Source organism: Dyella caseinilytica (assembly GCF_016865235.1).
GTDB classification, from domain to species: domain Bacteria; phylum Pseudomonadota; class Gammaproteobacteria; order Xanthomonadales; family Rhodanobacteraceae; genus Dyella_B; species Dyella_B caseinilytica.
Map to the genome: position 1 here is coordinate 4119314 of NZ_CP064030.1, position 24012 is coordinate 4143325.

Consider the following 24012-nt stretch of genomic DNA (forward strand, 5'->3'; position numbering starts at 1 on the left):
GGGGTTGGGCTTGCCTTGAGTCACACGACTTCCCACAAAGCACTGCCCTTTGCTTTTGACTAAAAGATGCATCACGCGAGGTTGTCCCCTCACCCCAGCCCTCTCCCCGGAGGGGAGAGGGAGAGATATCGGCATCATCAGCCACCACCGCCGCCGCCATTACCACGGCGGCCACCGCCCTGCTTCTTCCATTTCTTCTTGTCGGCATCCGACGCTGCGGGCGCAGCCGGCACTTGGCCCGGCTTGAGCGCCTGCACCTTGCTGCCCGGCTTCAGGCGGAACTGGCCTTCGGTGACCACCTGGTCGCCATCATCCAGACCCTTGCTGATCATTACGTGGCTGTCGCCCACTTCGCCAGCCACCGTAACCGGCTGCATGGCGACCGTCTGATCAGACTGCAGCTTGTAGACGTAATCGCCATCCGGCCCGCGTTGCACAGCCTGCGACGGAATCACCAGGCCGCCAGCAACCGTCTGCACGCGCAGTTGCACGTTGACGAACTGGCCCTGCCACAGCTTGCTGTCGGGATTGTTGAACTGGGCGCGCAGCTTGAAGGTGCCCGTGGTGGTGTCGATCTGGTTGTCGACCACCTGCAGGAACCCGCTGGTATCTAGTGGGTGCGAATCGGTGCGATCGAGCGCGATCACCTCCAGCTTGTTCGCGCCATTCTGGAACGCATCGCGTACCGTCTCCAGATTCTGCTCAGGCAGGCTGAAGATCACGTAGATCGGCTGGATCTGGGTCAGGGTGACGATCGAGGTCGTGGTGGTGACCACGTTGCCCGGGTCCACGTTGCGAATACCGGCCACACCATCGATCGGCGAGATGATCCGCGTGAAATCCAGGCTCACCTTGGCCGAGCGCGCAGCGGCCTCATCCGCAATCACCGTCGCTTTGAGCTGCGCCACGTTGTTGCGATAGGTATCCATGTCCAGCGCAGCCACATAGCCCTTGCCCACCAGTTGCTGGTTGCGATCCAAGGTGCTGATCGCGGTGGCCAGCGAGGCTTCGTCCTGCTTTTGCTTGGCTACGGCCTGGTCGTACGCGGCCTGATACGTGCGCGGATCGATCTGGGCGATCACATCACCCTTCTTCACCGCCTGCCCTTCCTTGAAGTTGATGGTCCACAGCTGACCGCCAATCTCCGGATTGACCGTGACATTGTTAAGCGCCGTCACCGTGCCAAGTGCAGTCAGATAGACCGGCACATTCTGTTTGACAGTGGATTCGACCGTGACGGGCACAGGCGCATTGTCCTGTCCGTTGCCACCCGATTGCCCCTGCCCAGAACCACCCTGGCTCGCCTGCTGACCCTGACCACCCTCACGATGATGGCCATAGCCACCGTTGGCTGCTTCAGGTTTGTGCAGCAAGCGGAAGGCGACTCCCCCCACCACCAGCACGGCGATCACGATCAACGCGATCTTCCAAAAACGCGACATGTGAAACTCCTGGAATAAAACGGGGGACCACCCGACCCCACCGGCGCGAACAAGGCACTAGCCCTACGTCTTGCCTGCAAGCATAGGGTTGGATCAACGAGATTGGACAATGCCGGTTGACACAGGTGCCTTATGACCGATGGCAGGGTCCCATGAGACTGTCCGGATCACCCGGCGCGCACCCCATGAACGCTGCGGCAGCCACGGAGGCCAAGCGTAGCAGCCCGGCATGACTGCTTGCCTGCACGGATATTCATATGTGTTCTCTTTATCAATTCCATGCTTAAAGCGCTATCAGCGCACTGCCTGCATTCGGGCCGGGCAAGGTTTCTAACTTACCGCGAGCTTCGTCTATACTCGGAACCTCATTGTCCGCGGGGGCTCAATGGTCCGCGGCGCATGGTCGCCCAGGGGGGCGACAAGGCACGCCACGGGGGACGTGGTGGCTTTCCAGATTAATCGTTTGATGACTGGAGTATTGCGTGAGCGGTTCCATGAGCAAATCCGACCAGAGTTTCTTGCGTCAGTTCTCGCTACTTATCGCCGGGCTCGGCGTACTAACCCTGGTCCTGATCTTCACCGCGTGGACGATCTACGAACGCGAGCCGAAGGAAGTCAATCCGAACGCTGCCCAGCAACTCTCCGCCAGTCTGGCTCCGAATGGCGCCGTCTACGCCGGCAACACCGGCCGCGCCGCGATGGAGGCAGCGCAGGAAGCGGCAGCCAAGGCCGCCGCCGCGCAAGTCGCGTTTGGTGGCACCACCGATGGCAAAACGATTTTTGACGGCGTCTGCACCAGCTGCCACACCGCCGGCGTGCTTGGCGCGCCCAAGCTCGGCAACAAAGAAGCGTGGGCGCCGCGCATCGCCGAAGGCATCGACACCCTGGTTCAGCACGCGGTCAACGGCTACCACGGCCCGGACGGCAACACCATGCCGCCGAAAGGCAATTATCCGAGCCTGAATGATGCACAGGTGAAGGCGGCGGTGAGCTGGATGGTGGAGCAGTCCAAGTAATCCTGGCGAACCGCTTGTCTATGCAACGCCGCCTTTGAGCGGCGTTGTTGTTCCAGGCGCGCGCTCGTTTTATTCATAGGTATATCCAACATTGCCGTACTGTTATCCCGGCGAGGGCTGCGATGACGAGCGAGAAACGCGGCACCGGCTATTATTAGCCCCATGACATCCCCTGATCCCTCGCATTTCCCCGACCAGCTCACCGAGTTCACCTTGGAGGGCCCGGCTGGTTCGCTCGAAGCCGTCAGCGACGTCGCTGAGCGCCCTGGCGCGCGGCGCGGCACCGCCGTGATCTGCCATCCCAACTCCAAGGACGGCGGCACCATGCATAACAAGGTGGTGACCATGCTGGATCGCAGCCTGCGCGAATCCGGCCTGGACACGCTGCGTTTCAACTTCCGCAGCGCCGGCGAATCAGCGGGCGAGTACGACAACGGCGTTGGCGAGAGCGAAGATCTCGCCGCTGTTGTCGCGTGGGTGCGCAAGACGCGCCCCGACGATCTGTTGTGGCTGGCCGGTTTCTCCTTCGGCAGCTACGTCACACTGCGCAACACGGTGCGTTTCAAGGCCGACGCGCTGATCAGCATCGCACCACCGATCGGCCGCTGGGAGCACGAAACGCTCGCGCTGCCCACCTGCCCCTGGCTGGTGGTGATGGGTGAAGACGACGAGATTGTCGAACCCCAAGCTGTGTTCGACTGGATCGACAGCCTGGAGCCGCCGCCCGAATTGATCCGTATGCCGGAAACTGGCCACTTCTTTCATCGGCGGCTGATGGATCTGCGTGGCGCAGTGAAGCACTGGGCGCTGGATTATCTGCCGCCCGCTCGCGATTGATGCACTTCGTATTCTGTCGCCCCAGAGCAAGCTCTGCACCGGGACGGCGTATCTGGCATTTCTGATATGACCCAACTCTCCCCCAGCGCGCGCTATCAAGAAGGCGTTGCCGCCCATCGCTGGACTTCCGATCCGGCGCAGCTTGCCGTGCTGCCTGAATTCGATCGCATGCAGGCGGCGCTCTGCGCCAGCGCCGGCAATGGAAACAGCAACGGCCTGTTTGGCCGTCTGAAATCGCTGCTCGGTACCGATGAGCACCAGGCGGTGCCGGGACTGTACCTATGGGGCAGCGTCGGTCGCGGCAAGACCTTCCTGATGGATCTGTTCGCGGCCAGCCTGCCGCATGGCGTGGCGCTACGCCGTCATTTCCACCGATTCATGGGCGAAGTGCACGAGCGCCTGCGCGAACTGGGCGAGCGACAAAACCCGCTGGTGGATGTCGCCGAGGGCATTGCGGCACGTTGTCGCGTGCTGTGCCTGGACGAATTCCTGGTCAACGACATCGGCGACGCGATGATCCTGGCCAATCTGTTCGACGCTCTGTTCGCACGTGGCGTCACGCTCATCACCACCTCGAACACCGCACCGGCCAATCTGTACAAGGATGGCCTGCAGCGCGCGCGTTTCCTGCCCGCCATCGCGTCGATCGAAGCACATTGCCATGTGGTCGAGATGATCTCATCCCATGACTGGCGCCTGCGCGCGCTCACTCATGCGCCCGTGTATCACACACCGCCGGGCGCCGAGGCAGAGCGCGAACTGGCCCGCATCTTTGCAAGCCAGGCACAGGGCGACGTGATCGACGGCGGCGCGCTGATCATCAACGATCGTCCGATCCCGGTGCGCAAGCGCGCGGACAATATCCTGTGGTTCGATTTTGCGGCGCTGTGCGATGGCCCACGCGCAGTGGCGGACTACATTGCGCTGGCCAAGGCTGGCCCGGCCGTCATCATTTCCAACGTGCCGCAGTTCACCATCTACAGCGAAGATCCGGCCAAGCGCTTCGTCCAATTGGTGGACGAGTTCTACGACCGCCATGTGAAGCTGATCCTCTCCGCCGCTGCACCGATCACCGAGCTTTACGATGGCGAACGCCTGCGCGCTGAATTCGGCCGCACCGAATCGCGGCTGATTGAAATGCAGAGTGAGGAGTATCTGGCGTTGCCGCATCGGGCGGAGTGATGCATCCACGATGCGACGTTTGCGCCCTTTGTCAGGGCTTGAGAACGCAACGCTTGCGTCACCGTCATTTCCCGTCGTCCCGGCGCAGGCCGGGACCCAGCGACGACTCGGCTCTGTCGCGAAATGATCGTTTTCGCGTTTGGCGACACGCCCTAAAGACGCTGGGCCCCGGCCTGCGCCGGGGCGACGGATTCGGGATCTCTGGTATATGTCTCAAGATCCGTCGTTCCCTGCCTCACGCATCGCCAACAACTTATCGATACGCCGCCCATCCGTATCGACCACCTCCAGCCGCCAGCCCTCATACACGAAGTACTCACCGACCTGCGGTATGTGCGCGAGCTTGTCGAGCACGAAACCTGCAGCGGTGTGATACGAGCTTCGCTCCACCGGCTGACGCCATCCCAACCGTTCGAACATCTGGAACACGGGACAAGCGCCGTCGATCAACAAGCTTCCATCCTCGCGCTCGACAATATCGGGTTCGTCGCCTTCGCTTTCCGGCAGATGCCCAACCATTGCTTCGAGCAAATCGGCCTGGGTGACGATGCCTTCCAGACCGCCATATTCATTGCGCACGATCGCAATGCGCAAAGGCGTTTCGCGGAAACGTTCCAGCAGCTTGAAAATCGGCATCGACTCCTGAATCGACAGTGGTGTGCGCAGTGCACTCTGCCAATCCAGCTCACGGCCATCCAGAAGCTGATCGAGCAGATCACGCTTGGTGATCATGCCCAGCAATTCATCGATGTCACCGCGTGCCACCAGGATATGCTCATGGCGGCATTCGCGCAGGGTGCGCACGATCGTATCCCGCTCATTCTCCACATCGATCCACACGATGTCGGTGCGTGGCGTCATGATGTCGCCAATGCGACGATCGCCGATATTGAACACGCGCTCGACCACTTCCTGCTGGGTGCGCAAGAGCAGACCCGCCTCCTGGCTGGCCGATACCAGCAGCTTCAGCTCCTCGGCCGAATGCAGCATGTCTTCGCTGGCACCCGGACGCAGGCCACAAGCGCGAAGCACCAGATTGCCCATGCCGTTCAACACCACGATGGCGGGGCGAAACAGGAACAGGAACAGATTCAGCGGCCGCACCACCCACAAGGCCGTACCCTCGCTGCGCTGCAGGGCCAGACTCTTGGGCGCGAGTTCGCCCAGCACGATGTGCAAGGCGGTGATGATGCTGAATGCCATGGCGATCGCGATGACATCCGCACCGATGCCGGCAAACCTTCCTGCCCAGCCTTCGAGCAGCGGCAGGATCAGATGCGCCAGTGCGGGTTCACCGACCCAGCCCAACGCAAGCGAAGACAGCGTAATGCCAAGCTGGGTCGCGGCCAGGCTTGCATCCAGACGATCCACCGTGCGCAGCAGCACACGAGCATTCGCCCGCCCTTGAGCCACCAGCTCGGCCACACGGCTGCGGCGGATGGCCACCAGCGAAAATTCCGCTGCGACGAAAAAGCCGTTGGCGGCGACCAGCAGAAAGACCGTAAAGACGCCTATCCACGCATTCATCGCTCCGCATCCTTCGCAATACATTCACTGTCCACGCAACCCTTCCTGTCCGCGTCATGCTTCTCCCATGGTACGAGCTAACGACACAAACGTGAGATCCTGCGGCGCCTTCACGGCGTGGCATCTGTGCTGGTACGGTGGATGCCCCGCACCGCCATGAAACTGCCATGCTGACTGTCGTTGCCCTTGCGCTGCTCGCCGGCTCGCCGCCTGCCACCACAGGCGATACCTTCACCCAACGCGTTCAGCAGGCCAAGATGCTGGAGGGCAGCGCCACCGGTCCGGCTTACCAGAAGCAATTCTGGGACAAGATCAAGGAGCCGATGACCGAGGCGTTGCGCGGCTGCATCACCAGCAATGCGCCCGCTGACAAATCACCCTTCACCCTGGTTGCGGATATTTCGCCGGACGGACGCGCGCTCAATGTGGAAGTGCAGGCACCCACGCCCGTCGCCCGCTGCCTGGCCGGTGAGTTTTCGGTCTGGACCTTTCCAGCACCGCCGAAAGTGCCAGGTTCGGTCAACTACCCGGTCGAGATCGACGTAAGCATGTAGACACGCATGCATGACAAGGGTCCCGATGCGGAGCGTGGAGTCAGCTCCTTCTCCCCTCCGGGGAGAAGGCTGGGATGAGGGGCCAATCTTGCGAAGTGGATGCAGTGCGTCTGCGCCGAACAACGGGAATGGCATGATAAACGTGTCGCTCATGGCAAGCCCGGCCCCTCACCCCAGCCCTCTCCCCTAAGGGGAGAGGGAGCAGATCACCGGTAAATGAAAAGTTTCACCGGGCAACAGTGGATGCGCCGGGACGAGTGACCGAGGTAAATACGGATGACGAACACCGCAACACCACGCTCACGACGTGACAGCTTCAAGGCCATCATCCGTGTCGTCAGCGGTAATTTTCTCGAAATGTACGACTTCATGGTCTATGGCTATTACGCCCCGGCCATCGCCAGAGCGTACTTTCCCAGCCATAACGCCTACGCTTCGCTACTGCTTACCTTGCTGGCTTTTGCAGCCGGCTTCGTGATGCGACCTGTCGGCGCCATCGTGCTCGGCGCGTATATCGACCATCATGGACGCCGGCGCGGATTGATCCTCACGCTTTGTCTGATGGCGGTGGGCACGCTGCTGGTTGCCGCGGTCCCCAGTTACGCCACCATCGGCGTGCTCGCTCCGTTGCTTGTGGTAGCCGGACGCCTGCTGCAAGGTTTTTCCGCGGGCGTGGAACTCGGTGGCGTGTCGGTCTATCTGTCCGAAATCGCCACGGCTGGGCATCGCGGTTTCTATTGCGCGTGGCAATCGGCCAGCCAGCAGGTGGCCGTCGTATTCGCGGCCCTGCTTGGCCTGCTGCTGCAATACTGGCTGCCGCCGCAAGCCATCACCGACTGGGGCTGGCGCGTGCCGTTCCTGATTGGGTGCCTGATCGTGCCCTTCCTGTTCGTGATCCGCCGATCGCTGGAGGAAACGGAATCCTTTCTCGCACGACGTAAGCCCGACATCGGTGAAATCTATCGATCCATGCTCGCCAATGGACCGGTCGTGCTGGTCGGTGTTGCGATGGTGCTGATGACGACGGTGTCGTTCTACCTGATCACGGCCTACACGCCGACCTTTGGCGTCGAAGTGCTGAAGCTGTCGCAGTTCGATGTGTTCGTGGTGACGCTGTGTGTCGGCATTTCCAACTTTGTATGGTTGCCGTTGATGGGCTCGCTTTCGGATCGCATTGGCCGCCGTCCGCTACTGCTCGCCTGCACCGTGCTGGCCTTGCTAAGCGCCTATCCGGTGTTGCGTTGGCTGGTCGCCTCACCGGATTTCGGCACGCTGCTGAGCGCGGAACTGTGGCTGTCTTTCATCTATGCCAGCTACAACGGCGCGATGGTGGTGACGCTGACCGAAATCATGCCGGCGGATGTACGCACGACCGGCTTTTCGCTGGCTTACAGCCTGGCCACCACGGTCGGTGGTTCCAGCCTGGCGATATCGCAGTGGCTGATTCATGTCACGGGCAACAAAGCGGCGCCAGGCTTGTGGATGTCGTTTGCGGCGCTGTGCGGGCTCGTCGCTACGCTGATCGCTTTCCGGGATCCGCGCAGCCGGATGCAGCACCTTTCCTGATCTGGGCCCAACGCTGCGCCAACCGTGCGCTACCCTAGGGCTCGCCTTCTCCCGCTCGGAGCCAGCGATGCGCGCACCCACCGGATCGGTCGTCGGGCTTTGCTCCGCCTCCGCCACCATGTCGGCCATGGGCATGGCCTTTCTCGGCTACTGGGGCGTCCACGAACCGGTGCCATGGCGCTGGGCCGACATCCTGGTGGTATGCCTGGCCTTCCTCAGCTTCGGCGCCCTGGGTTCGACGATCTGGCTGATCACCACCCCGATACCTGAAGACGGTCACGAACGGATCGTGCCGGCCCGCCGGACCTTCGCCGCGGGCATGGTGCTGATGTGGCTGGCGATCGTGATTGCGGTCGTTCCGTAACCCGACCCATACCTGAAAATCACGAATTTCCCGCAGGCCGCATCCCGCTTGGTCCTTCGTGGCTTATCCACTGCTTATCCACAAATTATTGGGTTGACCGATCCGGTCGACCCCGATATGTTGTGTCCCGTCGGTCGCCTCTCTCGGATTATTTCGAGGTTGGCTAAAGGGAATCCGGTGTGAATCCGGGACTGCCCCGCAGCGGTAAGTGGAAACGAAAGCCCATCGTGCACTGGCCCAGGGGGTGCCGGGAAGCAGGGCAAGTAGGCGGGCCGCAAGGCCCATGTCCGCGAGTCCGAAGACCTGCCGACACGGCGTGACCGGAGTGTCATGCCGAACGTGACGGCCTCCGCGGGGAGGCGGGTCGCATGACGCGGATGTCCTTAACCGTGTAATGCGATCTACCGCGGCAACCGCCACATCAGCCCTGCGCGCGGGAGCAGGCGGTTGAAATCTGGAGCCTGTCCTGATCGAACCGGACCCGAGAAGTCTGGTCACGGCAGGTTCCGCAGCCCGGAGCGCCCGACATGCAACCTATCGATACCGAATCGCGCGAGCGTACTGACGCCCGCGCAGAGTCGTCCGCCTTTTCCGCCGATGTCGACACGTCGGCCACTGCCAACACTGTCACGATGTCCGCTACTGCTGAAGCTCCCTTTGCCCTGACTCCTCCCCACAACCCCGGCCAGATGCGCGTTACCAAGCGCAACGGCGGCCAGGAAATCGTGGACGTTAACAAGATCGTGCGCGCGGTCACGCGCAGCGCCGAAGGCCTGCATGCGGTCGATCCGCTGCGCGTGGCGCTGAAAACCATCGGTGGCCTGTATGACGGCGCCAGCACGCAGGAGCTGGATCAGCTCTCCATCCGCACGTCCGCGGCGCTCACCGCGGAGGAGCCGGAATACGGCCAGCTCGCCGCGCGCCTGCTCGGCGCCTTCATCGAGAAGGAAGTGAGCGGGCAGGAAATCCAGAGCTTCTCGCAATCCATCGCACGCGGCGCCGAGCTGGGCATCGTCAACACGCGCCTTCGCGATTTCGTCTCTGCCAACTCGCGCAAACTCAACGATGCTATCGATGGACTCGCCACGCGCCGCTTCGAATATTTCGGCCTGCGCACCGTGTACGACCGCTACCTGCTGCGCCATCCGCAGCTGCGCAAAGTGATCGAAACACCGCAGTACTTCTTCATGCGCATCGCCTGCGCACTGGGCGGCAATGAGATTGCCGAAACGCTGGAGCTGTATCGCCTGCTTTCCTCGCTGGAATACATCGCCAGCTCGCCGACGCTGTTCAATGCAGGCACTGCACACGAGCAGTTGAGTTCGTGCTTCCTGCTGGACTCGCCGCAAGATTCGCTGGAATCGATCTACGAGAAATACGGCGACGTCGCCAAACTCAGCAAGTTCGCCGGCGGTATCGGCCTGGCCTATACGCGCGTGCGTTCGCGCGGCTCGCTGATCAAGGGCACCAACGGCCACTCCAACGGCCTGGTCCCGTGGCTGAAGACACTCGACGCCTCCGTCGCCGCGGTGAACCAGGGTGGCAAGCGTAAAGGCGCGGCCTGCGTGTACTTGGAACCGTGGCACGCGGACATCGAGGAATTCCTCGAACTGCGCGACAACACCGGCGACGAAGCACGCCGCACGCACAACCTGAACCTGGCCAACTGGATTCCCGACGAATTCATGCGCCGCGTCGAACACGACGGCAACTGGTCGCTGTTCGATCCCAAGGTCGTGCCGCACTTCGTCGACAGCTGGGGCGAAACGTTCGAGCGCGCCTACCATAAAGCCGAGGCCGAGGGTCTGGCCGTGAAAACGGTGAAGGCGCGCGAACTGTATGCACGCATGCTGCGCACGCTGGCGCAGACCGGCAACGGCTGGATCACCTTCAAGGATCGCAGCAACGCCACCAGCAACCAGACCGCCAAGGCCGAGAACGTCATCCACCTCTCGAACCTGTGCACTGAGATCCTGGAAGTCACCAACGCCGGTGAAACGGCCGTGTGCAACCTGGGTTCGATCAACCTGGCACGCCACGTGGTGGACGGTGCGTTCGACTTCGCCAAGCTCGCTTCGACGGTGCGTACTGCCGTGCGCCAGCTCGACCGCGTGATCGATCTCAACTTCTATCCGATCGACACCGCAGCCACCGCCAACCGCAAATGGCGTCCGGTCGGCCTAGGCGTGATGGGCATGCAGGACGTGTTCTTCAAGCTGCGCCTGCCATTCGACTCAGCCGAAGCGCTGGAATTGTCCACGCGCATCGCCGAAGAGATCTACTTCAACGCACTGTCGCAGTCGAATGCGCTGGCCGAACAGCACGGCGCACATCCTGGTTTTGCCGAAAGCCGCGCTGCAAATGGCGAACTGCAATTTGACTACTGGTCGAATGCCAAAACCAACGACACCGCACGCTGGGACGCATTGCGCGAAGCCATCAAGACCAAGGGCCTGCGCAACTCGCTGCTGATCGCCATCGCACCGACCGCCACCATCGCTTCGATTGCCGGCTGCTACGAATGCATCGAGCCGCAAGTCAGCAATCTGTTCAAGCGCGAAACCCTCTCAGGCGACTTCCTGGTGGTGAACCGCTACCTGGTGGACGAACTGAAGACGCTGGGTCTGTGGACGTCGGAAATCCGTGACGCGATCAAGCTGGCGGAAGGCTCGATCCAGGGCATCACCGCCATTCCGGAACGTTTGCGCGCGATCTATCGCACCGTGTGGGAGCTGCCGCAGAAAGCGCTGATCGATCTGGCTGCCGCACGCGGCGCATACATCGACCAGAGCCAGTCACTGAACCTGTTCATGGAAAATCCGAACATCGGTCAGTTGAGCTCGATGTACATGTATGCGTGGAAGTCCGGCGTGAAGACCACGTATTACCTGCGCTCGCGTCCGGCGACGAAGATTGCCAAGACGACGGTGACCGCGGCGGCTGTAGCCGCGCCCGTTGCCGATGCGCAGGAAGCGGCCACTGCTGCCGTGTTCTGCTCATTGGAGAATCCGGAATATTGCGAGGCCTGCCAGTGACCACAACCCGTCGCCCCGGCGCAGGCCGGGGCCCAGCGACTTTGAAGTACAAGATAGTCAAAGACACTGGGTCCCGGCCTTCGCCGGGACGACGGATGGTAGTTAGAGGAGAGTTGGAAAGAGATCACGCCAGTAAGGATTAGCGTTTTCTATCAAACGCAACTTCCAGCCCCGATGCCATCGCTTCAACAATTTTTCTCGTCTGATTGCCGACTCCATCGTGTCATGCAGCTCATACCAGACAAGGCAATGCGCGCCATGACATCTGGTAAATCCGTGAATTAAACCATTCCGATGTTGCCAGACCCGTTGAACAAGATCGGACGTAACCCCTACATACAATGTTCCATTTCGCTTGCTTGCAAGCATATATACGCAGGGTTGTCGTGAACGCATGCTACTGATCAGGGAAAATACCAAGCCCGATCATCGCCGCCTGAAGCGAGACAGCAAATCGCTCCGCGCCCTCCATACCCGTCGTCCCGGCGAAGGCCGGGACCCAGCGACTCCCTACACGCTATAAATCGAGGACCTCATGTCCGACACATCAAAAGCTCACCACATCCTCGAGCCCGGCTTCGAACTCACCTTGCGCCCGATGCGCTATCCCGAGTTCTACGAGATGTACCGCAACGCCATCAAGAACACCTGGACGGTGGAAGAGGTCGATTTCTCGCTGGACGTCACCGACCTGAAGTCGAAGATGACCGATGCGGATCGCCACTTGATTCACCGCCTGGTCGCATTCTTCGCCACCGGTGACACCATCGTGGCGAACAACCTGGTGCTGAATCTGTATCAGCACATCAACGCGCCCGAAGCGCGCATGTATCTGTCGCGCCAGCTGTACGAGGAAGCGCTGCATGTGCAGTTCTATCTCACGCTGCTGGACACCTACATTCCCGATCCGAACGAGCGCAACAAAGCCTTCGCCGCAATTGAGAGCATTCCCTCGATCAAGCAGAAGGGTGCGTTCTGCTTCAAGTGGATCGACTCCATCCAGGATGTGCAGCGACTGGAAACGCGCGAACAGCGCCGGCAGTTCCTGCTCAACCTGATCTGCTTTGCGGCTTGCATCGAAGGCTTGTTCTTCTTTGCTGCGTTCGCCTACGTGTACTTCCTTCGTTCTCGCGGCCTGCTGCATGGCTTGGCATCCGGCACTAACTGGGTGTTCCGCGATGAGTCGGGTCACATGGCGTTTGCGTTCGAAGTGGTACGCAAGGTGCGCGCGCAAGAGCCGGATCTGTTCGACGAAGACATGCGCATACAGGTTGAAGCCATGCTGGAAGAAGCCATCGCCTGCGAAACGCAGTTTGCCGAAGACGTGCTTTCCGGCGGTGTTGCTGGCCTGTCGGTGAAGGACATGCGCCAGTATCTGGAATACTGCGCGGACCAGCGCCTGACCCAGCTTGATCTGCCGAAGAAGTACGGCGCGAAGAACCCCTTCGACTTCATGGATCTGCAGGACGTGCAGGAAGTGACCAACTTCTTCGAAAGACGTGTCTCGGCGTACCAGGTCGGCGTACAGGGCGAGGTTGCGTTCGACATGACGTTCTGACGATCATTGCTCGCATGGATTCGCCGCATATTGTTCTTACCGACACACCGGAAACCAGCGAACTGGCGGCGATCCGCCGCGGGCTTGACGCGTTCAACCTCGCGGCGAGCGGCATCGACGATCAGCGTCCGATCGCCTTGCTGGTCAAGGATCCCGCCACGCAAGAAGTGCTTGGCGGACTGAACGGGCGTACATCGCGCGGCGTGCTGTTTGTCGATGTATTTTTCCTGCCCGAGTCCATGCGTGGCCACGGTCTGGGTAGCAAGCTGTTGCAGATGGCGGAAGAAGAAGGCCGCCGTCGCGGTTGCCGCATCGGCCTGCTGCACACCAACGATTTCCAGGCGCCGGCGTTTTACACGAAACACGGCTGGCGCGAGTACGGCAACTTTCCCAGCGATCCACCGGGAAGCCGTCGTATCTTCTTCACCAAAGATCTCACTGCTTCATCAAGCGAATCGTCATCAGCATGAGCATGCCCCACATCGTTGTCACGGATGCGCCGGAAGTTACCGACATCGCTGTGATCTCCGACGGCCTCGATCAATTCAACGTCGACATCAGCGGCATCGCAGATCGGCGTCCGCTGGCCGTGCTGGTAAAAGATCCTGAAACGCGCAAGACATTGGGTGGCGTCACCGGCCGCACCTCTTTGGGCCTGCTGTTTCTCGACGTTTTCTTCCTTCCTGAAGCCATGCGCGGATCGGGCATCGGCAGCCAGGTCTTGCAGATGGCGGAAGCGGAGGGACGCCGGCGCGGTTGCCGTGCAGCGGTGCTTTACACCATCAGTTTCCAGGCGCCGGAGTTCTACAAGAAACACGGCTGGCGCGAATTCGGCGCCATTCCCTGTGATCCACCAGGCACCAGCCGAATTTTTCTTACCAAGGATCTGCTGCCGTCAGCGTAGGCGTCCCGCACCGTGGCACGTCAACGTGCGGGTTCCACCCGAATCTGATAGTTCCACTGGCCAAACATCGTTGGCGGGGAAACGACCTTCACCAGCACACTGTCATCGCCCGTATAGCCCTTTTCAGGCGTGTAGAACAGAGCCAGCGACTTGCTCTTCTGTTTGTTGCAGGGGGACCGCAGATTTGTGCTTGAGTAGTTGGAATAATCCTCAATCACTTTGAATTGAGCCACGCCATGCGCCGGTGGCTTCAGAATCGTTCCTTCAGGAATGTTGTTGATGCTGCAATCGACATTGAGGTTGTACCAATGTCCAGCATAGATCTGCTGTCCCGCATAGGAGACGCGATACATGACCTGCGGCTTCGAGGCAACTTCAGAAGCGGTCTTGACGGATTCGGGCGTCTGACAAGCCGCAAGGAAACACACGCCAAGCAACACCAGGAAACGGACGGCTCTACGCATTTCACTCCCCTGTGACCTATGCGGCGCTCGATGGCGATCCTAATAAAGACAACAGGGCCTTTGCCAAGGCCACTGGATTTGCACATTAAATTTTGAGGCATCACCTCGTCAAGCTAACCAACTGGCTTGCTGGCTCCACTTGCCAAGACAGCGGTATGCCCGACGAAAACGCCCGGAACCAAGCGGTCCCGGGCGTTTCATTTGACACCGTCAGGCAGCGACTTACGTCCAGCTGTTGTCGTCGTCGAAACCACCGCCGTCGAAGTTGGCATCGTCAAAACCGGTAGACGAAAAATCTCCGCCGCCGTTATTGGAAAGATTGCCGTCGTCGAAGAAGTTGTTCTCCGTAACGTTCTCGATCACTTCCGGCTGACCGCCGCCGAAGAAGCCACCACCGCGGTGGCCGCCGAGCAGATCTTCCAGTCCATTGAACAAGAACATGCCGCCCGCGACGCCCGCCGCCGTAGTAGCGGCGCTGGACAGGAAACTGGAACCCCCGCCCTGTGGCGCTGCCGGTGCACCACCAAACAGGCGCTCACGCCAACTTGGAGCCTGCGCCTGTTGCTGCGGCATGGGAGGAGGTGTGCCCCATGAGGACTGCTGGCCGCCAAGGAAGCTGCCGCCACCCTGCTGCCCGGCCAACTGCGCTTGCAGTTGCGAGATCTGGGCTTTGGCGGCATCCAGTGCGTGTTGCTGTAGCAGGCTGCGCTGAACCAGTAGATAAAGCGCATCGGGCTGGCCAGCCAGGCGCTGGCGGATCAACGCATCGGCCTGGGCGTCCTTGGCCACGCCGCCAACGGCGGCCAGGCGCTGAAGAAAATCGTCGAGAAGCAGTTGTTCCTGGGGATTCATGGGGTCTCCAATACGCGCTAAACAAACACCGGCGCGATGCCGGTTGTGTTGGAAATATGCACGACATATGTGACCTCAAGGGGCGCATCCAGTGCCGTGTGTGTTTCCGTGACGCTGATGTTCAGTTCATCTGAGTCGGTGCGAACGGGCCGAACGGCCTATTGACTACACGTGTAGTCATGGCGTAGCGTGACTACACGTGTAGTCACGAGCCTTATGACCATGTCCAAGCCAAGCATCGGGGATCAGGAGCTGGCGCTCCTGCAGTATCTGGCCGAACACGAAAACGCATCGGTTGGGGAGGTGGCCGCCGGTTTCGGCGAGTCACGCGGCCTGGCCCGTTCCACTGTGCTGACCATGATGGAGCGCCTGCGCGCGAAGTCCTACCTGAAGCGCCGCCAGATCGACGGCGTTTACCGCTACAGCGCGGCTTCCGGCCCTGGCGAGGTGATGCGCAACGCAGTGGGCCAGTTTGTCGAGAAGACGCTTTCCGGCTCCCTCTCCCCCTTCGTGGCATGGATGTCCGAGAAAGCCGAAGTCAGCGATAACGAACTGGCCGAACTTGAAGCTTTGGTGGTGAAACTGCAATCGCAGCGCAAGGAGCCCTGAGATGAACGCGCTATTTGATTTCACCGACACCCTGTTCGCGCGCCTCCTCTGGGCTGCTGCGCAGGCCACCGTTTTGATTGGTGCGCTCTGGCTGCTTGGCCGCTGCATGCCGCGCCTGTCGCCGGCGATCCGTTGCATGTTGTGGTGGCTGGTGGCCGCACAATTGGTGCTCGGCATGACGATCAGCACGCCGGTCCAATTGCACTGGCTTGCGCCGACCAACCCCGTTGCCGCTGCGATCACGCAAAACATCGCGCCAAGGACCGCAAGCGACATGGCCACGACGGCTGCAGCGATCGCATCCACGGCTTACGACAACACTGACGTGTCAGCGTCTTTGCCAACGTGGTCCTGGCCGCAAGCCATAGTTGCGCTGTGGCTGCTCGGCGTGTTGTTGCACGGACTGTTTGCGCTGCGGGAGTGGCGCGAAAACCGTGCAATGGTGCGTTATTCGCTACCGCTGCGCGAAGCTGAGCTTCAATTGCTCTGCGCCGAACAAGCGCATGCGCTGGGATTGCGCCATGTTCCGCATCTGCGCATGTCCGATGCCATCGTGTCGCCGCAGGTCACGGGCTGGTGGCGTCCGCTGGTGTTGCTGCCAGCACGGCAAACCCTGTCATCCGAAGAGCTGGCAATGGCGCTTGCGCACGAACTGGCCCATTTGCGCCGCGGTGACTTGTGGCTGGGCTGGGTGCCGGCTATCGCGCAGCGCCTGTTCTTCTTCCATCCGCTGGTGACCTGGGCGATGCGCGAATACGCTGTCTATCGCGAAGCCGCCTGCGATGCACAGGTAGTGCAGCGGCAGCACGCAGCACCGCAGAGCTATGGTCATCTGTTGCTGCGCCTCGGCGTTGCACATCCACCCCATGCGGGTTTGGCCGGCGCGTCGTCGACGTTCCAGAATCTGAAACGGCGGCTATTGCTGTTACAGCAAAGCGTGAACGATGCAACGCCGCGCACGTATGGCTGGATGCTGGTTGCACTTATCGCAGTGGTTGGCATCCTCCCTTATCGCGTCACCGCGACAAACGCTGCACAAACCGTTATTGCAGACATTCCCGCGCCACCTGCTCCACCATCGGCTCCGGCTGCGCCGGCGGCGGCGCAAATAGCATCCATTCCTGTGCCGGCTGCAAAACCTTTACCACCCGTACCTCCGGCACCTCCTGCACCGCCATCCGGATACGCTTTCAATTTCTCGCGCCATGTCGACATCGAAACCCATTCAGGAGCATCGCAGGGTGTTGCGCTGTTTGATGGCGACACCGTCATGATCAATGGCAGCGATATCGATATGGCCGAAGCGCGACGCCTGCGCACCGGAGACAGCCCGCTGCTGTGGTTCCGTCGTGGCAACAAAGCCTATGTCGTACACGATGTGGATCTGGTGCAGGAAGCCAAAGACGCTTACGAGCCCATCAGCGAGCTCGGGCAAACGCGAGGTGAACTCGCAGGCAGGCAAGGTGAACTGGCCGGCGAGCAAAGCGGCATCGCCGCGCGCCAAGGTGCGCTAGCCAGTCGTGAAGCGAAGATAGCCGAACATCGCGCCAGCATTGAGGCACAACGCGCGGGTATGCAAGCCACACAAGACGCCACGGAAGAAGCGGGTCTGAGCGGACAGCTTGCTGGCATCGCCGCGGAAGAAGCCGAAATCCAGCGCGAAAACAAGGAACTCGATCGCGACGCAGCGGAGCTCTCCAGGCAGGCGGCGGCGTTGTCGAAACAACAAGCCGCCATGTCGGCACACCAAGCTGCTGAGGCACAGCGAGCCGAACAACGGCTGGACAAAGTGCTGGACAAGGCGTTGGCGAAAGGTCTGGCCGAACCCGTCACCCGCTGAAGATGTAGATCGGGCAAATTTGCCCGATCTACGCAGCACCGCATCACCTCACAGAGACGCTAACGCAAGCGTCTGCGCAAGCAGGCGGCAGGAGCTTTTGCGTCCGTTCTTTGACCATAGGGAGTTTCGCACCATGCTGGTTTACTACTTTTCGCTTGCGATGATCAGTCTCAAGCGAAACAGAGTCATCACGGCGTTGATGATTCTCGCCATCGGACTTGGGATTGGCGCCAGCATGACCATGGCGACCGTGTTGCATGTGATGTCTGGCGATCCGCTACCTGGTCGAAGCGGGTATCTGTACGTTCCCGTGATCGACGCAAGCCCCGTGCGAGAAAGCCAGCCCAAACGTGCGACGCCGGACGACGACCTGACCTGGCCCGACGCCCTGAATCTGCTGCACGCTGCGCGCGCCGAGAAGCAGGCTGCGATGTCCGGCGGAAGACTGCCCATTCGTCCGGACAACCCTTCACAGAAGCCATTCTTTGAACATGGGCATTACGTGACGGCAGATTTCTTCCCGATGTTCGGCACACCTTTCCTCGCCGGGCGCGGCTGGACCCGCGAGGACGATGAATCGCATGCGCGCGTGGTCGTTCTCAATGCCTCGCTCAACCGCAAGCTGTTCGGCGATGCGCCAGGTATTGGCCGCACGGTACGGCTAAAGAACATCGACTTCCGCGTCATCGGCGTGCTCGATGACTGGCAGCCGCAGCCCACCTTCTATGCGTCGGTCAACGAGCGATCGTTCGGCCAAACGGACCAACTGTTTCTGCCGTTGCAAACCGCCATGGAACTGAATTTCGATATGCAGGGCCGACTTTGGTGCTGGGGAAGCAGTGGCGATACACGCACCAGCGATCACTGCACCTGGCTTCAGTTCTGGGTGCAATTGAGCAATCCGGCCAGTGTGCTCGGCTATCGCGACTTCCTGGCCAACTACTGGCGCGAACAGCAGGCGCATGGCCGCTTCACTCGGCCGGTGAACGTGCATCTGTACGGATTGATGGACTGGCTCGCCTACCAGCATGTCATTCCCGACGATCTACGCCTGCAGCTTTGGCTGGCGCTTGGCTTTCTCGGCGTTTGCATGATCAACATCGTTGGCCTGCTGTTGGCGAAGTTCCTGCGTCGCAGCGGCGAACTCAGCGTAAGGCGCGCGCTCGGTGCACGGCGCCGCGATCTATTCCTGCAACTGGGCATGGAAGCAGCCGTCATCGGGATGGCCGGCGGCATGCTGGGATTGGGGCTCGCCGAACTAGGCCTGTGGAGCGTACGCCAGCGGCCGGATGGTTACGCGCACCTCGCGCAGATGGATATCAGCATGCTTGCGGGAACCCTTTTACTGGCCGTGCTGAGTAGCGTGCTCGCTGGACTGCTGCCAGCGTGGCGAGCATGCAACATTCCGCCGGCGCTTCAACTCAAAACGCAATGAGGCCCACCATGTCATCGCTGCCACCGATACTCGCCAGCCTGAAGCGCCACAAGCTCCCTGCGCTTTTGTTGATGCTGCAGGTCAGCCTCACCTGTGCCATCGTGTGCAATGTCGCATTCATGATCACTCACAGCATCACGCAACTTCATCAGGTCAGCGGTGTGGCTGAAGACGAACTGGTGATGATCGACAGCTCGGACCTGGACGACAACGCGCAACCGCTGGTCCGCCACACTACCGATCTGGCGGCATTGCGTGCGATTCCCGGCGTGAAATCCGCCGCAGCTATCGATGCGCTGCCCTTCAATCGCAATGACTGGACCAACGGCATCGCGTTGTCTCCGGATGCCCCGGCACGCGCGAGCGCCACCGCATTCAACGGCACACCAAGGGAACTGGAAACGCTCGGCCTGCATCTGGTCGAAGGTCGCGATTTCCTGCCCGATGAATACATTCCCGTCGGCAGCGCGCACGATTGGGCCGGCATCGATCACGTTGCCGTCACCATCATCACTCGCGCGTTGGCCGAGAAACTTTTCCCCGGGCAGGATCCATTGGGCAAAGCGATTTATCCCGGCGACAAGCCGGTGCGGATAGTGGGCGTGGTCGATCACTTGGCGCGGCCGCATGCGCACGAAGGTGGCGACGACGAATACGCCACCCTGTTTCCGCTGCTGCCGGATATGAACGACGTGACTTATGTGTTGCGCACGTCGGCAGGCGAGCGGGATCACATCCTGCAACGGGCTTCGGACGTACTGAACAGACTGGACGACAACCGTATTCTGCAGGACACGCAGACATTTTCGCAGCTGCGCTCCGATTACTTTCACCGCAACCGAACGATGATCAGCCTGTTGATCGCCGCGGCGCTCGGCCTCTTTTCCGTCACAGCGATCGGCATTGCCGGCCTGGCTAATTTCTGGGTACAGCAACGGCGACGTTCCATCGGCATCCGCCGCGCATTGGGCGCGACACACAGCGATATCCTGCACTACTTCCAGGGGGAAAATCTGCTGATCGTCGGCGCAGGCGTGGTGCTTGGCTCGCTCTTGGCTTACACGCTCAACATCGTATTGATGGAGTACTACGAACAAGCACGCTTGCCGCCGAACTATTTAATGATCGGCGCACTCTCGTTATGGCTGCTCGGGCAGTTGGCCGTGCTTGGGCCGGCCTTGCGCGCGGCGGCGGTGCCGCCTGTGATGGCGATCCGGTCAGCGTGACGAGTCCGCAGCGTGTGGCTCGCTCGTCATCCCAGCGAAAGCTGGGATGACGGTGTGGTGCCATCAAAGATCATCATCAGCTTGGATGCCCCCCGATTTTGCGGAAATCAACGCGGAGACGACACCTCAGCGGTAGCGCTGAGTTGGTGCAGCGCTAACATCACCTCAGAGTCTGCCTGCTGGGGTGTCCAGGACGCGATGCTCGCAAGGCTATAGCTCTTGCGCAAATAACGGATCAACTGCAAGCCGACCCAGTAGCCGGTGCGATTGGGCAGATCTCTTTGATACGCGGTGGCCGACGCATTGAACCAACGCTTGAATGCGCCTGGATGCTGGCTGTCGATGGCTTTGAAGCGCGCGTCGACAAGAAAACGCCGCGCGATCTCGGGCAAGCGGCTGGCAGGAATATCCCCCAGATCCGACTGCAGCAGCAGGTCGCCATCACCGTGCCCACTCGATAACTGACTGCTCACATAGGTCGCCAGACCTTCTTCGAACAAAGGGATGGTGAGCGGAACATCCGACATCACGCCATCGTTGCTGAAACCCGCATGCTGGGCGTGATAGAGATGAAAGAGTTCATGCGGAACGACAATATCGAGACTGGCCTTTTCCAGCAGCAGGCTGTCCACGGCAAATGCCAGCACGGGCGTACCGTCTGCAAGCACGCCACTTTTGGCGTCGAAATTCGGCGCGAGTACCTCATACACCAGCGGCCGTGCGCTTGCATCCGAAAACAAGCGACCAAAGCGGGGAATCGTTTGCTCCAGCGCCTGTTGCAGCGAGGCGGCCTCGCTGGGAATACCGGCAGCAAGCGACGGATAGTCGGCAAATCGTGCCTGCAGATAACGTTGCTTGCGCAATGCCCAGTCGGAATGGTGCTGCGTGTCCCACACCACGGACGCATAAACATCGCGGCGTGGCGCCTCGATGTACCTATCCCATTGCTGTAATTGTTCTGTGAGGGGCCGTCCCTGTGCAACAGACCAGAACGCTGCAAACGATGATGCCATCGATGGCGTCTGGTTGGCGCCCCATGCAGGCAGCGCCGCCGCGAGCAATAACAATGCTGTTACTACTCGCGGCGTCGACATGGCTTATCGCCAGGGCCAGGGCTTTAGCGCGTATTCCGTCGGCGGCGTATCGCCCGCGAGGTTATGCACGAAGTAATCCCAGCGGCGACGCGTCACGTACGGCGTATCCGACGCGTAACCATGATGCTGATTGGGCAGGAACAACATGTCGAAGTCTTTGTTCGCCTTGATCAGCGCATCTACCACCAGCAGCGTGTTGTACGGCGGCACATTGTCGTCCAGCGATCCGTGCACCAGCATCAGTTTGCCCTTGAGATTCTTGGCAATGAGCTGGTTGGCCTGGTTGTCATAGTTGGTGCTGCCGTCCTTGTTGACCGTCAGCAGGCCTTGCCATTTCTCTGCCCAATCGTCTTCGTAGACGCGATTGTCATGGTTGCCGCTTTCGGACCAGCCAACCTTGAAGAAGTCTGGATAGCTGAACATGGCATCGGCCGTCGCGTCGCCACCACCGGAATGCCCCCAGATGCCAACGCGGTCCAGATCGATCCATGGATAACGCTGACCCAACTGTTTGATCGCCGTCACCTGATCGGGCAAGGTGTTGTCGCCCATCTTGCCGTACCAGGCATCGTGGAAGGACTTCGAACGCCATGGCGTGCCCATGCCATCGATCGCCACCACCACAAAGCCCAATTCCGCCAGCGACTGGTTGTCATAGTGCGACGGCAAGAAACCGAAGCTCATCACCGAACCAGTCTGCGGACCGGGATAGATGTAGTCGACGATCGGGTACTTTTTCTGCGGGTCGAAATGCGTGGGCTTGAACATCAGGCCGTACAAATCGGTCTTGCCATCGCGCGCTTTTACCGTGAACGGTTCGGGCGGCTGCCAGCCGGCTGCCAGCAGGCGCGTGATGTCGGCCTTGGCGACGGTCGTAACAGTGTGTCCGTCATTGGCATCGCGCAACACGGTGACTGGCGGCGTGGTCGTGGTCGAATAGCTGTCCACGAAATACTTGCCGTCGTCTGACAGGGTGATCTCGTGATCGGCTGGCTCCGGTGTCAGCAACACCGGTTGCCCACCATCCAGGCTCACCTTCCAGAACTGCTGGTAATACGGATTCACGCCCGAGGTACGGCCGACGCCGCGGAACCAGACAGTGCGCGTCTTGTCATCGACCTTCAGCACCTGGGTCACGTTGCCGTCGCCCGTGGTGATTGCGTGCTTGAGTTGGCCATTGGCGAGATCGTAGAGGTAGAGGTTGCCCCAGTTATTGCGTTCGCTGAACCAGATGGCTTCGTTGGCGGCCGGCAGATAACGCCAGTTCACCATGTCGTTGCCGCTTTCGTAATAGGTGGGCACATCTTCATGGAAGACGGTGCGCACCTCACCGGTTTTCACATCGGCAATGCGGAACGTCTCGTGCTTGTGGTCACGCGACGTGGACACGAAGGCCAGCGTCTTGCTGTCCGGCGCCCATTTCACGTCGTCCCAGCCACCGTCTTCACCGCAACTCACGTCATCGCACAGGCTGGAACGGTGTTGGTCGGCCGGCATCTTCAAGCGCACGACTTTGTGCGCGGGCACGTCAATGATCACGCGCTCGATCATCGTGACGTCTTTGTCGCCGGCAAACGGATATTTCCACGCCTGCAATGCCGGGTGCCCGTCTTTGGTTTCCACCAGATACATGTCGCCGGTCTTGCGCTGATCCTGCTGGAACGTTGCGATCTGCTTCGAATCGGGCGACCACTCCAGAATGGCGTTATCGGTGTGCTTCCAGCCTGCGTTGTCAGTGGCGTAGCCGAAATTCTCCACACCATTGGTGGTCAGCTGGGTTTCCTTGCCGGTGGCGACATCGCGCACCCACATGTTCCAGTTGCGAATGAAGGCTTCCTGCTTGCGATCGGGCGACAACACGCCCGGCTCCTTGCCGGCTTTCACCAGCGTGCATTCGCCAGCATCCTTGAGATTGCAGAGGTAGTGCTTGCCGTGCACCTCGATGTCGTCGCGCCCATCGGCAGCCACGCGGTAATCGGTAATGCCGAGCTTGTCCGCCTTGATCGCGCTATCGCCAGCCTTGCTCAATGCAGCGGCCAGCTTGGCCTGATCGAGCAGCGGGGAAGCGGCGCCGTTCGTCGCATCCATCTGCATGTAGTGATCACCGCCAGCATCGTGGTCGACGTACCAGAAATGCGCGCCATCCAGCCAATGCACCGTGCCCACGGCGTGATCCACCAGCGGCGCCGTGTTGTACATCATGAAACGCTCGGCCTGCGCGTAATCTTGCGCAGTCAAGGTTCGGCCTTCGGCCATTGCGCTGCCGGCACTCGATGCCGCCAGCAGCCCACACACCAGTGCGCCGTAAAGGCGCGACATGCCGATTGTCGAACGCATGCTTGCTCCCAATGAACTTATCGAAAAACCGAAACGCGCCGCCACGGCGGCTGTCCCCAACCTGTCATCGTAACCCTGGGGCCTCGGCCCCTACCCCTGCCAAAGGTACTTGAGGCCTCGCCAATGCGCATGCTTTCGGTGGCGCCTGCACATGTCCGCCTATATTGTTT

At 60.6% G+C, this 24012-nt stretch carries 21 protein-coding genes and 1 riboswitch; of the genes, 14 read left to right on the plus strand and 7 right to left on the minus strand.

The features are described 5' to 3' along the window. Positions 1-137 precede the first annotated feature (137 nt). A complete protein-coding gene (locus ISN74_RS18085) occupies positions 138-1442 on the minus strand; it encodes an efflux RND transporter periplasmic adaptor subunit (RefSeq protein WP_188800556.1) in 1305 nt (434 codons plus the stop codon). Positions 1443-1936: 494 nt separating this feature from the next. Here ISN74_RS18085 and ISN74_RS18090 point away from each other — a divergent pair, with 494 nt between their 5' ends. From ISN74_RS18090 to zapE, 3 genes are all read left to right on the plus strand, one after another. Then, positions 1937-2458, plus strand: coding sequence for a c-type cytochrome (locus ISN74_RS18090; RefSeq protein WP_188800557.1), 522 nt, complete (start codon positions 1937-1939; stop codon positions 2456-2458). A gap of 162 nt (positions 2459-2620) precedes the next feature. After that, on the plus strand, positions 2621-3295 hold the full coding sequence (locus ISN74_RS18095; RefSeq protein WP_188800558.1) for an alpha/beta hydrolase: 675 nt from the start codon (positions 2621-2623) through the stop codon (positions 3293-3295). A gap of 66 nt (positions 3296-3361) precedes the next feature. Continuing rightward, the gene (gene zapE / locus ISN74_RS18100) at positions 3362-4477 is read left to right on the plus strand and encodes a cell division protein ZapE (RefSeq protein WP_188800559.1); all 1116 of its coding nucleotides are present in this window, start codon (positions 3362-3364) and stop codon (positions 4475-4477) included. A gap of 213 nt (positions 4478-4690) precedes the next feature. On the opposite strand, the gene ISN74_RS18105 is transcribed toward zapE, so the two are convergent. Continuing rightward, complete coding sequence (locus ISN74_RS18105; RefSeq protein ID WP_203546644.1) at positions 4691-6004, minus strand: hemolysin family protein; 1314 nt, start codon at positions 6002-6004, stop codon at positions 4691-4693. A 167-nt stretch (positions 6005-6171) separates the two neighbouring features. Between ISN74_RS18105 and ISN74_RS18110 the strand changes: the two genes are divergently transcribed. The 4 genes from ISN74_RS18110 to ISN74_RS18125 all read left to right on the plus strand — a co-directional run bounded on the left by ISN74_RS18110 (position 6172) and on the right by ISN74_RS18125 (position 11523). Beyond that, positions 6172-6558 (plus strand): peptidase C13, encoded by a 387-nt coding sequence (locus ISN74_RS18110; RefSeq protein ID WP_188800561.1) that lies wholly within the window; start codon positions 6172-6174, stop codon positions 6556-6558. 276 nt (positions 6559-6834) lie between these two features. After that, positions 6835-8124: an MFS transporter gene (gene tcuC, locus ISN74_RS18115; protein ID WP_188800563.1), complete on the plus strand. Its 1290-nt coding sequence runs from the start codon at positions 6835-6837 to the stop codon at positions 8122-8124. Between the two features lie 67 nt (positions 8125-8191). Beyond that, positions 8192-8488 carry a hypothetical protein gene (locus tag ISN74_RS18120; RefSeq protein WP_188800565.1) on the plus strand — a complete coding sequence of 99 codons (297 nt, stop codon included), beginning with the start codon at positions 8192-8194 and terminating at the stop codon, positions 8486-8488. Positions 8489-8602: 114 nt separating this feature from the next. Beyond that, positions 8603-8813, plus strand: a riboswitch (cobalamin riboswitch). A 307-nt stretch (positions 8814-9120) separates the two neighbouring features. Then, complete coding sequence (locus ISN74_RS18125) at positions 9121-11523, plus strand: ribonucleoside-diphosphate reductase subunit alpha (RefSeq protein ID WP_188800766.1); 2403 nt, start codon at positions 9121-9123, stop codon at positions 11521-11523. A 102-nt stretch (positions 11524-11625) separates the two neighbouring features. On the opposite strand, the gene ISN74_RS18130 is transcribed toward ISN74_RS18125, so the two are convergent. Beyond that, positions 11626-11919: a GIY-YIG nuclease family protein gene (locus ISN74_RS18130; protein WP_188800567.1), complete on the minus strand. Its 294-nt coding sequence runs from the start codon at positions 11917-11919 to the stop codon at positions 11626-11628. A 139-nt stretch (positions 11920-12058) separates the two neighbouring features. Here ISN74_RS18130 and ISN74_RS18135 point away from each other — a divergent pair, with 139 nt between their 5' ends. The 3 genes from ISN74_RS18135 to ISN74_RS18145 are packed head-to-tail and all read left to right on the plus strand — an operon-like array spanning position 12059 to position 13985. Beyond that, on the plus strand, positions 12059-13081 hold the full coding sequence (locus tag ISN74_RS18135) for a ribonucleotide-diphosphate reductase subunit beta (protein ID WP_188800569.1): 1023 nt from the start codon (positions 12059-12061) through the stop codon (positions 13079-13081). A gap of 14 nt (positions 13082-13095) precedes the next feature. Next, positions 13096-13551: a GNAT family N-acetyltransferase gene (locus tag ISN74_RS18140; RefSeq protein WP_188800572.1), complete on the plus strand. Its 456-nt coding sequence runs from the start codon at positions 13096-13098 to the stop codon at positions 13549-13551. A gap of 2 nt (positions 13552-13553) precedes the next feature. Then, a complete protein-coding gene (locus tag ISN74_RS18145) occupies positions 13554-13985 on the plus strand; it encodes a GNAT family N-acetyltransferase (protein WP_188800574.1) in 432 nt (143 codons plus the stop codon). Between the two features lie 20 nt (positions 13986-14005). Here ISN74_RS18145 and ISN74_RS18150 read toward each other — a convergent pair whose 3' ends face one another. Together ISN74_RS18150 and ISN74_RS18155 are read right to left on the minus strand one after the other, a co-directional pair. After that, entirely contained in the window at positions 14006-14449 is a 444-nt protein-coding gene (locus ISN74_RS18150) for a hypothetical protein (protein ID WP_188800576.1), read from the minus strand. Positions 14450-14671: 222 nt separating this feature from the next. Then, entirely contained in the window at positions 14672-15301 is a 630-nt protein-coding gene (locus ISN74_RS18155) for a DUF2076 domain-containing protein (protein WP_188800578.1), read from the minus strand. Positions 15302-15523: 222 nt separating this feature from the next. On the opposite strand from ISN74_RS18155, the gene ISN74_RS18160 reads away from it, so the two are divergent. The 4 genes from ISN74_RS18160 (at position 15524) to ISN74_RS18175 (ending at position 20411) form a co-directional block, all read left to right on the plus strand. Next, entirely contained in the window at positions 15524-15910 is a 387-nt protein-coding gene (locus tag ISN74_RS18160; protein ID WP_188800580.1) for a BlaI/MecI/CopY family transcriptional regulator, read from the plus strand. 1 nt (position 15911) lies between these two features. After that, positions 15912-17750, plus strand: coding sequence for a M56 family metallopeptidase (locus ISN74_RS18165; protein WP_188800582.1), 1839 nt, complete (start codon positions 15912-15914; stop codon positions 17748-17750). A gap of 133 nt (positions 17751-17883) precedes the next feature. Then, entirely contained in the window at positions 17884-19185 is a 1302-nt protein-coding gene (locus ISN74_RS18170) for an ABC transporter permease (RefSeq protein ID WP_188800584.1), read from the plus strand. Between the two features lie 8 nt (positions 19186-19193). Next, a complete protein-coding gene (locus ISN74_RS18175) occupies positions 19194-20411 on the plus strand; it encodes an ABC transporter permease (RefSeq protein ID WP_188800586.1) in 1218 nt (405 codons plus the stop codon). Between the two features lie 107 nt (positions 20412-20518). On the opposite strand, the gene ISN74_RS18180 is transcribed toward ISN74_RS18175, so the two are convergent. Continuing rightward, positions 20519-21505 (minus strand): DUF2268 domain-containing putative Zn-dependent protease, encoded by a 987-nt coding sequence (locus tag ISN74_RS18180; protein ID WP_188800588.1) that lies wholly within the window; start codon positions 21503-21505, stop codon positions 20519-20521. A 3-nt stretch (positions 21506-21508) separates the two neighbouring features. Then, complete coding sequence (locus ISN74_RS18185; RefSeq protein WP_188800589.1) at positions 21509-23842, minus strand: S9 family peptidase; 2334 nt, start codon at positions 23840-23842, stop codon at positions 21509-21511. Between the last annotated feature and the right edge of the window lie 170 nt (positions 23843-24012).

Excerpts from the sequence above, each read along its gene's own strand:
- zapE (WP_188800559.1), top strand. The coding sequence starts at position 3,362 with ATGACCCAACTCTCCCCCAGCGCGCGCTATCAAGAAGGCGTTGCCGCC.
- ISN74_RS18130 (WP_188800567.1), bottom strand. The coding sequence starts at position 11,919 with ATGCGTTCACGACAACCCTGCGTATATATGCTTGCAAGCAAGCGAAAT.
- ISN74_RS18150 (WP_188800576.1), bottom strand. The coding sequence starts at position 14,449 with ATGCGTAGAGCCGTCCGTTTCCTGGTGTTGCTTGGCGTGTGTTTCCTT.
- ISN74_RS18165 (WP_188800582.1), top strand. The coding sequence starts at position 15,912 with ATGAACGCGCTATTTGATTTCACCGACACCCTGTTCGCGCGCCTCCTC.
- ISN74_RS18105 (WP_203546644.1), bottom strand. The coding sequence starts at position 6,004 with ATGAATGCGTGGATAGGCGTCTTTACGGTCTTTCTGCTGGTCGCCGCC.
- ISN74_RS18160 (WP_188800580.1), top strand. The coding sequence starts at position 15,524 with ATGTCCAAGCCAAGCATCGGGGATCAGGAGCTGGCGCTCCTGCAGTAT.
- ISN74_RS18135 (WP_188800569.1), top strand. The coding sequence starts at position 12,059 with ATGTCCGACACATCAAAAGCTCACCACATCCTCGAGCCCGGCTTCGAA.
- ISN74_RS18180 (WP_188800588.1), bottom strand. The coding sequence starts at position 21,505 with ATGTCGACGCCGCGAGTAGTAACAGCATTGTTATTGCTCGCGGCGGCG.
- ISN74_RS18175 (WP_188800586.1), top strand. The coding sequence starts at position 19,194 with ATGTCATCGCTGCCACCGATACTCGCCAGCCTGAAGCGCCACAAGCTC.
- ISN74_RS18085 (WP_188800556.1), bottom strand. The coding sequence starts at position 1,442 with ATGTCGCGTTTTTGGAAGATCGCGTTGATCGTGATCGCCGTGCTGGTG.
- ISN74_RS18095 (WP_188800558.1), top strand. The coding sequence starts at position 2,621 with ATGACATCCCCTGATCCCTCGCATTTCCCCGACCAGCTCACCGAGTTC.
- ISN74_RS18185 (WP_188800589.1), bottom strand. The coding sequence starts at position 23,842 with ATGCGTTCGACAATCGGCATGTCGCGCCTTTACGGCGCACTGGTGTGT.
- ISN74_RS18110 (WP_188800561.1), top strand. The coding sequence starts at position 6,172 with ATGCTGACTGTCGTTGCCCTTGCGCTGCTCGCCGGCTCGCCGCCTGCC.
- ISN74_RS18140 (WP_188800572.1), top strand. The coding sequence starts at position 13,096 with ATGGATTCGCCGCATATTGTTCTTACCGACACACCGGAAACCAGCGAA.
- ISN74_RS18155 (WP_188800578.1), bottom strand. The coding sequence starts at position 15,301 with ATGAATCCCCAGGAACAACTGCTTCTCGACGATTTTCTTCAGCGCCTG.
- ISN74_RS18120 (WP_188800565.1), top strand. The coding sequence starts at position 8,192 with ATGCGCGCACCCACCGGATCGGTCGTCGGGCTTTGCTCCGCCTCCGCC.
- ISN74_RS18170 (WP_188800584.1), top strand. The coding sequence starts at position 17,884 with ATGCTGGTTTACTACTTTTCGCTTGCGATGATCAGTCTCAAGCGAAAC.
- ISN74_RS18145 (WP_188800574.1), top strand. The coding sequence starts at position 13,554 with ATGCCCCACATCGTTGTCACGGATGCGCCGGAAGTTACCGACATCGCT.
- ISN74_RS18090 (WP_188800557.1), top strand. The coding sequence starts at position 1,937 with ATGAGCAAATCCGACCAGAGTTTCTTGCGTCAGTTCTCGCTACTTATC.
- tcuC (WP_188800563.1), top strand. The coding sequence starts at position 6,835 with ATGACGAACACCGCAACACCACGCTCACGACGTGACAGCTTCAAGGCC.
- ISN74_RS18125 (WP_188800766.1), top strand. The coding sequence starts at position 9,121 with ATGTCCGCTACTGCTGAAGCTCCCTTTGCCCTGACTCCTCCCCACAAC.